Source organism: Winogradskyella algicola (genome assembly GCF_005869935.1).
GTDB lineage: Bacteria > Bacteroidota > Bacteroidia > Flavobacteriales > Flavobacteriaceae > Winogradskyella > Winogradskyella algicola.
This window is the reverse complement of record NZ_SZQF01000004.1, coordinates 32,308-45,341: the sequence shown is the minus strand read 5'-3', so window position 1 is coordinate 45,341 and position 13,034 is coordinate 32,308. Positions and strand designations below refer to the sequence as shown.

Sequence of the window (13,034 nt, the reverse complement as noted above, 5' to 3'; positions counted from 1 at the left end):
CGTCAGATGGAACATCTTATTATTATGTTCGCTGAGTGACTTAAGATTAATCAGAGATGTTTCATTTTAATGATGATGATATTTTGATCCTGTGTTTCCTCTTAATCTATCAAATTGTCTGTAAGCATTGTCTACACCTTGCTTTGGTGCTTTTTCAAATTCTTTTTCGGTAACCTTATATTGTTGTTGTAATTCGGCTAGACGTGTTCTTAATTTGGTTTCAATCTCGTCGTAATTCTCGTCATCGATAAGATTGGTTAACTCTTTTGGATCTGTTTGTAAATCGTATAATTCCCACTCGTCAATGTCATCGTACACGTGAATTAGTTTATAACGATCGGTACGTACACCATACATTTTTTTAACCATATGAAATGCTGGATAATCGTAATAATGGTAGTAAACGGCATCTCTAAAATCCTTATCTTTTTCAGTGCCATCTAATAAACCTGCAAAGGATTTTCCTTGCATGTCAGTTGGAATATCAACACCTGCAAAATCTAAAAAAGTTTCAGCAAAATCTAGGTTTTGTGTTAGGCCTTCAACCACAGTTCCTGGTTTAATTTTTTCAGGATATTGCATTAATAATGGCATTTTCAAGGATTCTTCATACATAAAACGCTTATCAAACCATCCTTTTTCTCCTAAATAAAATCCTTGGTCGGACGTATAAACTACGATAGTATTTTCATCTAAACCGTTCGCTTCTAAATAATCCAATATTTTACCAACACCTTCGTCTACTGAGGCTATAGTTGCCAAATATTCTTGTAAATAGCGTTGACCTTTCCATTCAGCCAAAGCCTTGCCTGATAAATTTGCATCATGAAAGGCATCATTTTTAGGCTGATAAGCTTTATCCCAAGCTGCACGTTGCTCTGGTGTCATCCGTTCAAAATCGGTTTTCCAAGGATTCCAAGCCAATTCTGGATTTCCTTTTTCTTTGGTCATCTTAAGGTCATGGCCTTCGTACATATCCTGATAAATAGTTTGTTGCTGGTCTCTTGATGCTGTAGATCCTTTATGATCCGTGAAGTACGTTTCTGGTAATGGAAATTGTACTGAATCGTATTTATTTACATGCCGTAAAGCTGGCATCCAATTACGATGTGGTGCTTTGTGATGTACCATTAAAAAGAAAGGCTGGTCGCCGTTTTTCTTTTCATCTATATAATCAATTGCGTAATCTGTAATTAAGTCTGTTGCATAGCCTTTAACCACAGTTGTATCTGGCAACTTGATTGTCCAATGCGCAGTGGTATCAATGTGTTTTTTGTTGATGTGAACTGTGTCTTGAATCTTAATAAATTGCGGATTGTAATAATTTCCTTGGTCGTTTAAAATATTCCAATGGTCAAAACCTTCAGGATAACCGTGTAAATGCCATTTTCCAACAATCGCTGTGTTGTAGCCTGCTTCTTTTAGTAATTTTGGAAGCGTTTGTTGTGAGCCATCAAAACGATCGCCATTCATTCTAAACCCATTAACATGACTATGTTTTCCTGTTAAAACCACAGCACGACTTGGTCCGCAAATAGAGTTGGTACAAAAGTTATTTTTGAAAATTGCACCGTTTTTTGCTAATCTATCAATGTTTGGGGTTGGCGCCAATTTACTGATTGGGTGCCCATACGCACTAATGGCCTGAGCTGCGTGGTCATCTGCCATTATATAGACGATGTTTGGTGGTCTTAAGTTCTCTTCCGTACTCGAACCTACGCCTTCTTTGTTTGTATCTTTACATGATTGAAAAGCCAAAAGACCTATTAATAAAATTGAAATATATCGCATTATACTTTGGTTTTTATAATTTTTGTTTGAATGACTTCGTTGTTTAAGACTGTTTGCTCAAAAAAGTTGAAAACTTTATCTAATTCTTCAAAGGGAATTCTAGAAATTTCGTGACGCGCCTCTTTTACAATATTGAAATAGAAAGACGTTTCAAAATCCTCTAATTTATCGGCAATAATTTTAGAACCATCTAGCATTATATAGCCGTCTTTTGTTGGTGAGCAATAATGATGTGGCGCATTTCCGAAAGGAACCAATTGGTCTTTAGTCCCATGATATAACACAGTTGGCACAGCATTTTCTGGCGATATATAACTTGCATCAACAATAGCACCAGCACAAGAAAAAGCGCCAGCGAATTTCACATTGTTGTAGTCTTCAGCATTATCTATAAAATACTCACGCATATACACAGCATTTAGGATGCCTTCAGCACCAGCACTACTGCCGCCAGCAATGATTTTTGTGGTATCGATTTGAAGTTCGTTAGCGTGTTCAACCACATATTTTGCAGCATCCATATAATCGATAGCGGCTTGCTTAAAAGTTTCTAACTTTTCGTCTTTGCTACAATCGCAACCAAAGCCAGTTGTAGTGCCTTTTCTAAGCAAACGATACGAAATGGAAACACCTATGTAATTCTGCTCTTTGGCAACATATTTTACTAAATTTTCATCGTCTATGTAATCTCTGTGACCAACCGCAAATCCGCCACCATGCATCCAAAGCAGTACAGGTAACGTATCCGTTCTTTTGATGTTTTGAGGTGTGTAAACATCCAATTTTAAAGTATCATTTCCTTTAATGGAATAGATGTAAGTTGCTTTGTTTTGTGCCGAGAGTGTTAGCACAAAAAAGAATACAAATACGCTTATTACTAATTTCATTTAGTCTAGTTTTTCAATTAAAATGCCACTAATAACAGGTAAACCTTCAATAGCGTTGAGTTTTAGAGTTAGTCCTTGATTTGTTTGAATAGTTCCCTGTAACGTTACACCATATTGTTCCGGATAGGCTTGGGCTAAATTCAATTGTTTTTCGATTAATATATCATTAATATACACATCAAAAATGCGTTGTGTTTTATTACTTTCTAAAATTTCTTCTGAAAGGTTATAAATATTCTCAGTGGGCTTAATTTGTGGCTCTACGTAATATAATTTTACGTTATAATTGCCTTCAGGAACGTCTAGTTGATATTCTGTACAACCTTCTAATAAGGTTTGAAACAACGGTTCCGCATCTGTGTTTTTAATGTTATGTGGCAGACCTTGATTTTTATCTTTTGTCATCCCAAAAGCTGAACCATCTTTATATCCAAACCATCCTTTTTTATAAACTTGGTCTGCTACAAATGTGATGTTTTGTGCTTCATCATAAAAGTTGAAATGCGAACCTAAATTAATGCCAAAACGTTTGAAATTTTTAAAATCAAAAGCTTCGATACGGTTGACTTTTATTGTTTTTTCTTCGGAAAAATTTTCAGCCGAAACCTTAATAGAATTATTTCCATTTTTAAAAGGCATATCAATGGAAACAACACCGTTTTCAACTTTGAAATCACCAAAATTATTACCATTTAAACTAATATTGACTTCGTTTTGATTGGAATATATTTGAATAGGAACAGTTTCAATTTCTAAAACCGTTAGTTGCTTTAAATAATCTGTTGCAACATGAATAAATGGCGCACCATCATCTAAAACCGATTTGTACCAATAGTAAATGTCTTTTGGCATTCTATCGTATTGTACCAGTCCTTTTTGATTAACATGCGGAATAGCATCGCCACGAAATTCTGAACCAAAATCGGCAAAATTCCAAGCTGCCATTCCTGTCATAAACGGTCTGTCAGTAATCTGTTTGTAATAGGATTGGTGCAGTTTTGCTTGATAATTGGTTGAGAAATCAAACTTTTTAGGTGTTTTGGTAAAAATTCTAACGTCAGCTCCAGGACCATATTCCGACAGCAATAATGATCTATTAGGATAACGTTGATGTTGCTCGTCCAAGAATTTACCTAAATCTTCAATTTGTGCATCGTACCAACCAAAATATAGATTCCAACCAAACAGCATTGATAAATCTGCGATACCAGTGTCGTTGTAGACTTCGTTTAAATGACCAGCCATAACTGTAATATGGTTTGATGCCAGTTTTCGGGTTAAGTCTTCTAGCTGGTTAGCGAGTTTTAAAGTCGTGGTTTTTAATGCTTCTTTTTCTTTATCAGATGATTTTCTATCGAATGCTAAACGCAGAAAAATTTCATTCATATACCCAAACATTACTACACTTGGATAGTTGTAATATTGCTTGATGTGTTCATTTTGCATTGTATGAGACACCTCAAAAAAGGCTTCAGAATCGGTCACTTTATTTACGATAGGAATTTCTGTCCAAACTAAAATTCCGAGCTCATCACAAAGTTTGTATAATTCTCTTGCATGCGGATAATGTGCAAACCGTATCACATTTGCACCCATATTTTTAATAAGATGAATATCTTGTTTTTGCAATTCTATTGGTACTGCATTACCATAATCTTTAAAGTCTTGGTGACGATTAACACCAATTAATTTTATTGGTTTTCCGTTAAGAAAAAAGCCTTTTTCAGGATTTACAGTTGCCCAACGAAACCCTAAATTGAATTGTTTTTGGTCTAAAACCGTTCCGTTTTTATCACTTAAGGTTAGTTGTAATTTGTATAAATATGGACTATCAGGTGACCACAATTTTGGGTTTTTAATTTCAGGAAACTTGACCTTAACGGTTTCGGTTGTATTAGATTTTAAAGTTAATCCTTGATGTTCTTCTCTAACACGATTTCCTTCAGCATCTAAAATTTCAAGATATAAATGTGTATCGGTTTTGGTTTCAAAATTATCAATCAATATATCAACTTTTACACCAGCTTTTTCGTTGGAAACGTTGTAATAATTGACATAAAAACCATCGGATGCAAAATCCTTTAGACTAAAATGCTGCTTTGCAACTTTTATCAATTCTACATCACGATAAATACCTCCATAAAAGGTGAAATCTGCATCTAATGGCGGAATATTATTATTGTGAGAATTATCGACTTCAACTTCAATTAAATTATAAGCATCAAAGTTTAAAAGCGATGTGATTTCAACATTAAACGCTGTGTAACCACCTTTGTGATTGGTTGCTTTTTTTCCATTAATAAAAACGGTTGCCTCTTGATTTACAGCATTAAATTTTAAATAGAAAACCTGGTCTTTATTTTGAGAAGACACATAGATTTGCTTTTGGTAATAGCCTAAACCACGACGGTAACCAGACTCGTCATCAAATGCATCTTTATCATTCCACGTATGTGGAATATTTACGGTTTGCCAATGGGTTTTATCTTCAGAATATTGCCAACCCGAATTTATGACTTTAGTTTGAGCGTGACTTAAAAAAAGAGAAGCCACACACACCATAAAAGCTAGGGAAAACATCTTATATTTTATGTGTGGCATAATAATTAGCTATTAATCTAAAAGTTTGAATGAATTTTTTAGCACAACATCAGAGTTTGTTCCGATAGCGACTTGGAATTCACCTGGTTCTGCGACAAAATCTAAATTAGAGTTGTAGAATTTTAAGTCTTCAACCGAAATTTTAAAGGTTACTGTTACAGTCTCTCCCTTTTTAACAAATACTTTTTGGAAGCCTTTAAGCTCTTTTACTGGTCTTGTTACACTACCAACCATATCTCTTATATATAATTGCGCTACTTCTTTTCCGTCGTAATCACCAGTATTTGTAATATCTACCGAAACATTAATTGTATCGTTTTGAGACATCGATGTTTTATCTAGTTTAAGCTCGCCATACTCAAAAGTGGTGTAGCTTAATCCGAAACCAAAAGGATATAAAGGTTCGTTACGAACATCTAAATAATTGGTTTTGAATTTTTCAAAATGACCTTCGTCGTTTCCTAATGGACGACCTGTATTTTTGTGATTGTAGAACAACGGAACTTGACCAACATTTCTTGGGAACGTTGCTGTCAATTTTCCTGAAGGGTTAACATCGCCAAACAATACATCTGAAATGGATAAACCAGCTTCGCTACCCGGAAACCAAACATTAAGGATTGCTGGAACAGTTTCACTCTCTTCAACCAAAGTTAAAGGCCTACCAGTAAATAGCACTAAAACAACTGGTTTTCCTGTTTTTAATAAAGCTTGTAATAAATCTTTTTGTACTTGTGGAATGCCTAAATCTGTACGACTACTACTTTCGCCACTAAACTCAGCAGATTCACCAATAGTTGCTACAATAACGTCTGATTTTTTAGCAATTGCTAAAGCTTCATTAAGCATTTGTTGATCAGTTCTTCCATCTCTTGGGATATCTTTTCCGAACATTGTAGCACGCTTTTCTAAGTCTAAATCGTAATCTACATTACTTCCTTTGGCATATAACAAATTAACATCCTTACCAACGGTTTGCTGTAAACCGTCCCATACCGAAATAGCTTTGTTATGATCGGACGAAACAGACCAAGTTCCTGGCATATTGTTGCTAGCTTTTGCCAATGGCCCAATAACAGCAATAGTACCAGATTTTTCTAAAGGTAAAAGCTGATCATCATTTTTTAGTAATACTGAAGATTCTGCACCAACAAGACGTGCATAATCTCTATTTTCTTGTGTATAGGTTTCGTTTTTAGCACGTTCTTCACTGCAATATTTGTAAGGATCGTCAAATAAACCTAATTGATATTTGGCGGTTAACACACGTGCAACAGCAGTATCAATATCTTCCATAGTAATTCTACCTTGGTCTAACGCACCTTTTAAATGTTTTATATAAGCAGCGTCAATATGTGGTGAGTCCCCAGCCATATCCATATCTAATCCAGCTTTTAATGCTAACGACGTTACATTAAATTCGTTACCCATTCCGTGTGCACGCATTTCGTAAATACCTGTGTAATCAGACACCACAAAACCATCAAATCCCCAATCATCTCGAAGTAAATCAGTTAATAACCATTTGTTTCCTGTTGCAGGAACACCATCTATTTCGTTAAAAGATGCCATTACAGAACCAACACCTTCGTCTACAGCTGCCTTGTAAGGTGGTAAATATTCGTTGTACATACGAATACGACTCATATCTACCGTATTGTAATCTCTACCAGCTTCTGGCGCACCATACAATGCAAAGTGTTTTACACAAGACATTAACGTGTTATTTGCAGCTATATCATCTTGCTGATACCCACGAACCATTGCACGCGCAATTTGGCTTCCTAGATAGGCGTCTTCACCATTTCCTTCGGAAACACGTCCCCAACGTGGATCGCGAGAAACATCTACCATTGGCGAAAAAGTCCAGTTAATACCATTTGCACTCGCTTCTTTAGCTGCTATTTGCGCTGTTTTTTCAATCATTTCCATATCCCAAGAGGCAGATAATCCTAACGGAATTGGGAATGTGGTTTTAAAACCATGAATCACATCCATTCCGAAAATTAGGGGAATACCTAATCGGCTTTTCTCAACTGCAATTTTCTGAACGTCATAAATATTTTTTGGATCTTTAATATTAAAAAGACCACCTATTTTTCCGTCTTCAATCTTTTTTACAACATCTGTACTTTTTGAAGCACCCGTAGTAATTGGTCCCGTAGCCGGAAGATTTAACTGACCAATTTTCTCATCTAAAGTCATTAACCCGATAATGGAATCTACTTTAGTTTGGTATGGGTTATCGGTTTTTGCCGATGTTGTTTTGTTGCTATTGGTATTGCAAGATATAGCGGTTAGTAAACCAAAACCTATTGCTAGGGATTTTATGTTAGTAAGTTTAAGCGTTGTCATTATTTATTTTTTTGATTTAGAAAAAAGCCATATTAATAATTCAGGTTCTGCAAAAGCAGGATCCCAACTATTGTGATTTGCATCTGAGTATAAAGTGAAATTTGGTTTTCCGCCATTTTCTAAAATAGCATTAACCATTTTTATTGAACCTTTTGGGTCTACAACATCATCGTTTGCACCGTGAAATACCCATAAATCTACTTTTGTAGCGTAGTTTTTTGTTAGTTCAGCATTACCATCACCACAAATAGCAAAAGCAGCAGCGAACATATCTGGTTGTCTTGATAGAATTTCAAATGTTCCCATGCCTCCCATAGATAATCCACCAACATAAACTTTGTCTGTATTTACATAGTCTTTGCTAGTAATGTCTTGCATTAAATCTATAACCAATTGCATTGGTTTTGTAGCTTCTTTATCTTTTGGAAATACTAATTTTCTTGGAAAAGATGAACGATCTACATCTGCATTAGACCAGTAACTATCTTTTGGGCATTGTGGAAAGATTACTATTGCAGGAAATGCACCACGATTGGTTTTGTCTGCAAATAATTTGCTTCCGTGTAGTAGTTGTTTTTGATTGTCGTCACCTCGCTCACCTGCTCCATGAAGAAATAATACAACAGGATACTGTTTGTCTTCTGAAAAATTTTCTGGGAACATAATGCGGTACTTAAGCGTATCTTCGCCTTTAATATGAACCTTTTCCTTATAAAGATCTTTTTGCGCAAATGCCAGTGTTGTAATTAGTAGCAGACAAAAAGTAATTTGTGTTTTAATGTGTTTCATCTTAGTAGGTTTAATATGTAAAGCCTAAAGCATCTAATCCGTTTTGTACATCTTCGTTTTGCATAAATAAATTCCACAGTAAACCTGTACGATGGTTTTCTATCATAATGATTTGTGGGCCTTGGTCTATCGCTAAATAACGTTCAGTTACCCAATCATGCTCTGAATTAAAAGCGTCATAAAAACCAGCGGGTCCCATTAATTCATTTTCATAAAAATAGTGCATCGCTGCTAATGATTTTTCAGGAGTGTACGGTATAGAACTTACAGCTGCAGTAGGTGAAATCGTACCATTGTCATTTTGAGGATCGTGTGCGGTGTAACCGACCGATCCGTCAGCATTTCTGGTATAACTTGCGGTTAATCCCCAACAATCTGGACCATAATCGGCAAAGTTGTTTGGATTATTGACACAATATTGATAATTAATATTGGTGTGATTAACATTTAAATCCCAATAGTTGGCATATTGATCGTTTAAGCCTGTTGGATTTAATCCTAGGTATGAATAATGTGCCCAAAACAAAGGACCAGTACCTATACCTGCGTGATCTAAAATTAAAGGAATACTATATTGACTTGATGATGATACTATATTACCATTACTAGCCCAACCTTGATGGTACACATCTGCCGAAATAGGATAGTCAGGCGATGCCGCACCAATTATAAATGCTATTAAAGTTTCGTTATAGCCTTTTAATTCTAAATTAATTGCAAACCCATTTGATGGACTCCAATGCCACAGTAATTTATTTTGATTATTGGTGTACCAATCCCACTCAACACCTTTCCAAAGTATATCAGCTTGATTAGCTAAAGCTTGTTCTTCGGTAGTTCCGTTTTTAAAATATTCTTTCACACAAATTAAACCTTGTACAAAAAATGCTGTTTCTACAATGTCTCCACCATTGTCTTGTGCGCTAAAAGGTATTGTGGCACCAGAAGCATCGTCTATCCAATGTGACCAAGCACCGTGAAAACGATCTGCATTTTCAAAGAAATTTAGTATTTGATTTAGACGTTGTAAACCTTCAGCTTGAGAAATATAACCACGTTCTATACCCACCAAAATAGCCATAAGACCAAAACCGCTTCCGCCTGTTGTAATCACATTTTGGCTGTCTGATGGATTGTTAGGATGGTAACGCTCTTTGGCTGCACCAGAATTTGAACCAGCAAAGTCCCAAAAATATTTGAACGTTTCTTGTTGGGTTAAATCCAGAATTTCTTCATCTGTTAATGGATCTACCAAAACAGGATCGTCATCATTTGGATTGTAAGGCTCTTGATAACCAGGACCGTCGCCGTTACCACAACTCGATATAAATGTGATTAACAATACTATAATTAATTTTTTCATCTAATTTTTATTTTTTGTTTTGAAGCCTAGTTTTTTTAATCCGTATTGTACGTCTTTATTTTTCATGAATAAATCCCAAAGCAAACCAGTTCTGTAATTTTCTATCATTACAGGAATAGGACCTTGATCTATTGCTAAATATCTTGGCAAGTACCAATCGTACTCAAAGCTAAATGCATCATAAGGTCCATATTTATCAACTAAGCTATCGTGGTTTTTGTAAATGTTTTTTAGCATTTTCATACTCGCTTTTGGTGTGTAAGGGAAAGAAGATAATGCAGCTGTGGGTGACACAACACCTAGGTCATTACCTGGTCTATGACCTGCATAACCTTTCATAGAATAGCTTGAGGTAAGCCCCCAAAGACTATCACTATACCCACTAAAATTCTTAGGATTGTCTATTGCATATTTATAATGGATCTTGGCGTGATTTTGGGTTAACGCCCAATAATCTGCATATTGGTCTGACAAGCCTCTAGGATCAAGACCTAAGTATGAATAATGAGCCCAAAATAAAGGTCCAATTGGCGCATCACTATGTTCAAAGTAATTTAAGACTAATTCTTCATCATAATATGAGTCATTAGAAACAATAGCACCATTTTTTGCCCAACCTTTTTCATAAACTTCTTTTGATATTGAATGTGTAGGCGATGCGGCTGCAAGCACATACATAATTAAACATTCATTATATCCGCCAACAGGAAAATTCATATCCCAATCGTATTCTGGCGACCAATGCCAGTACAATACATCTTCACCTCCTTTAGTATACCAATCCCACTCTACTTCTTTCCAAAGTTTATCAATTTTGGTAACTAATTCCTGTTCTTCTTTATTACCGTCTTTAAAATATTCTGAAACTGTAAGTAACCCTTGAACTAAAAATGCTGTTTCCACCAAATCGCCACCATTGTCTTTTTTTCCGAATGGATACACTTTGCCTGTTTCGCCATTAATCCAATGCGACCATGCACCATGAAAACGGTCTGCTTTTTCAAGAAAATTAACGATTTTAGTATATCTTTTAAGGGCTTGTTCTCTTGTTACCCAACCTCGCTCTACACCTACTAAAATAGCCATAAGACCAAAGCCGCTACCACCAGTAGTAACTGTGTTTTTTGGTGATGTTGGGTAAGTATTATCCATATGTAAACGCTCGCGAGCCAAGCCTGAATTTTGCTCTGCACCTTCCCAAAAGTAATTGAAGGTTTGGAACTGGATGGTATCTAAGAGTTGATCATTAGATAATTCAGGTTTTTCTTGATTTAACAATACTACATCTGAGTGTTCAGAGTTATTTGTATTGTTTTTACAGCTAAAAATTGACAAAAGAAAAACTGTCAAAACAAAAACTTTATTTTGATGTATTGATTTCATTAGTAAAAGTTAGGATAAACTTTAGCTGCATTGGTTAGATGCAGCTAAAGGTTTAAAAGACTAATTCAATAGTTTCTACACACGCATCAATTTAGCGTTAAGGATCGCTCAATTTTATAAACTATAACATTGATTGAATTTCTGCTTGTGATAGTGCTTTTTTGAAGATTCTTAAATCATCCATAGCACTTTCATCGGCAAGGTGGTTCCAGCCAGTAAATCTAGGCGCACCAGACATTATAGAAATAATATCACAATCTGTCCAATCTACACCTGTAAATGAATTTTGACTCACAACCTGTCCGTCTATATACACAACACATTCTGTATTTGAAATTGTAAATGCCATTTGAACCCATTGTGGATTATTAGGATCTAAATCTGCTGCTGCACCTCCATCAAACCATGAATCTCCAGTACCATTACCTACATTTAATTTGAAACGTTGCATACCGCCAGCATTTTCACGGAAAAATCTAAACCCGCTTGTTCTATTATTTTGAGCGTCTGGATTGTTTGTGTCTGGTGGACCTACCACAAGTACACCCGCTCTATCTGGAGTACCATTAACTTTATATCTAAAAACTGCAGAAAACTCTTCATTTAATAATCCATCTGTCGGAAATGTTAAGTAAGAATCCGCTGCTCCTTGATATGCATTATTCCCTTCATAAGCATCTGCCATTCCTGTATAATCTGGATTACCTACTTCGGTACAGTCTATATCACTGTAATCTTCAGTATAACTACCATTAAAACCTAGTTTAAAAATTTCATCAGCTTGTGCGATTTGTTCTATAATTTCTTCTTGCGTTAGAGCCATATTAAATAACCTTAACTCATCCATGTAACTAGCATCTGAGTTGTGTCCCCAACCTGTAAAACGTGGTGCACCAGACATTATAGATAACACGTCGCAACCTGTCCAATCTACACCAGCAAATGAATTTTGACTAACTACTTCTCCATTTTTATAAACAACACATTCTGTTCCTGAAATTGTAAACGCAAAGTGTACCCATTCGTCTGCTGTAGGATCTACATCAGCAGCTGCACCACCATCAAACCATGAATCGCCTGTACCATTACCTACATTTAATTTGAAACGTTGCATACCGCCAGCGTTTTCACGAAAAAATCTAAATCCGCTTGTTCTATTGTTCTGGGCATCTGGATTGTTTTCATCTGGTGGCCCTACAACAAGAACTCCCGCTCTATCTGGTGTTGCATTAACCTTTAACCAAAACGAAGCACTAAACTCACTCGCTAACAAGCCATCTGTTGGGAAAGTTAAGTAAGAATCTGTTGCACCTGCATAGGCACCAGAACCAACTCTAGCTTCTGGAGCAAAACCAGGGTTACCTACCTCATCTGCATCTGTTACTGTCACTAACTCACTATAGCTACCATCAAAATTCATGTAGAACGTTTCACCTGGATACAACGCAGTATAAGGAGGCTCTTTGCTAAAATTAGAAATTGCTGTTGTTGAGTTACCAACTATATCTGTTGCTGTAACCTCTAATACATGTTCACCTGTGGTAATGTTATCGTAAATGAATTCTTCAATGAAGATTCTATAATCTATGAATTGGTTATAGCTTGCAATTTCTGCTCCGTCTAGTCTTACACTTACCGAAGCTAGTTCTATATCATCTTCTGCCCTAAACTCTATTGGAGTAGAGGTTACAGGTTCTGCAACTTGTATCTCAAATCCATCGACAGGTTTATTAATTGTTACCATTGGTGCTCCTGCGTCTGGTCCCGGATCCACTTCTGTGATAGGATCTATGCCTTCGTCACATGCCGAAAACAAAAGTAAACAGCAAACAACGAGTTTAAATATATTATTAGTTTTCATAGTT

At 35.9% G+C, this 13,034-nt stretch carries 8 protein-coding genes; all 8 read right to left on the bottom strand.

What is annotated here, in order from left to right; translation table 11 throughout:
• Window positions 1–66: 66 nt before the first annotated feature.
• The gene (locus FC091_RS07740) at window positions 67–1,791 is read right to left on the bottom strand and encodes a sulfatase family protein (RefSeq protein WP_138433707.1); all 1,725 of its coding nucleotides are present in this window, start codon (window positions 1,789–1,791) and stop codon (window positions 67–69) included.
• Window positions 1,791–2,678 (bottom strand): alpha/beta hydrolase, encoded by an 888-nt coding sequence (locus tag FC091_RS07735; RefSeq protein WP_138433706.1) that lies wholly within the window; start codon window positions 2,676–2,678, stop codon window positions 1,791–1,793. Before FC091_RS07735 ends, FC091_RS07740 begins: the two co-directional genes overlap by 1 nt.
• Window positions 2,679–5,279: a glycoside hydrolase family 2 TIM barrel-domain containing protein gene (locus FC091_RS07730; RefSeq protein ID WP_138433705.1), complete on the bottom strand. Its 2,601-nt coding sequence runs from the start codon at window positions 5,277–5,279 to the stop codon at window positions 2,679–2,681.
• A gap of 12 nt (window positions 5,280–5,291) precedes the next feature.
• Window positions 5,292–7,634: a beta-glucosidase BglX gene (bglX, locus tag FC091_RS07725; RefSeq protein ID WP_138433704.1), complete on the bottom strand. Its 2,343-nt coding sequence runs from the start codon at window positions 7,632–7,634 to the stop codon at window positions 5,292–5,294.
• A 3-nt stretch (window positions 7,635–7,637) separates the two neighbouring features.
• On the bottom strand, window positions 7,638–8,423 hold the full coding sequence (locus tag FC091_RS07720) for a carboxylesterase family protein (RefSeq protein ID WP_138433703.1): 786 nt from the start codon (window positions 8,421–8,423) through the stop codon (window positions 7,638–7,640).
• 10 nt (window positions 8,424–8,433) lie between these two features.
• Window positions 8,434–9,786 carry a glucoamylase family protein gene (locus FC091_RS07715; protein ID WP_138433702.1) on the bottom strand — a complete coding sequence of 451 codons (1,353 nt, stop codon included), beginning with the start codon at window positions 9,784–9,786 and terminating at the stop codon, window positions 8,434–8,436.
• Complete coding sequence (locus FC091_RS07710; protein ID WP_138433701.1) at window positions 9,787–11,169, bottom strand: glucoamylase family protein; 1,383 nt, start codon at window positions 11,167–11,169, stop codon at window positions 9,787–9,789.
• 121 nt (window positions 11,170–11,290) lie between these two features.
• The gene (locus FC091_RS07705) at window positions 11,291–13,030 is read right to left on the bottom strand and encodes a LamG domain-containing protein (RefSeq protein WP_138433700.1); all 1,740 of its coding nucleotides are present in this window, start codon (window positions 13,028–13,030) and stop codon (window positions 11,291–11,293) included.
• Window positions 13,031–13,034: the final 4 nt, after the last annotated feature.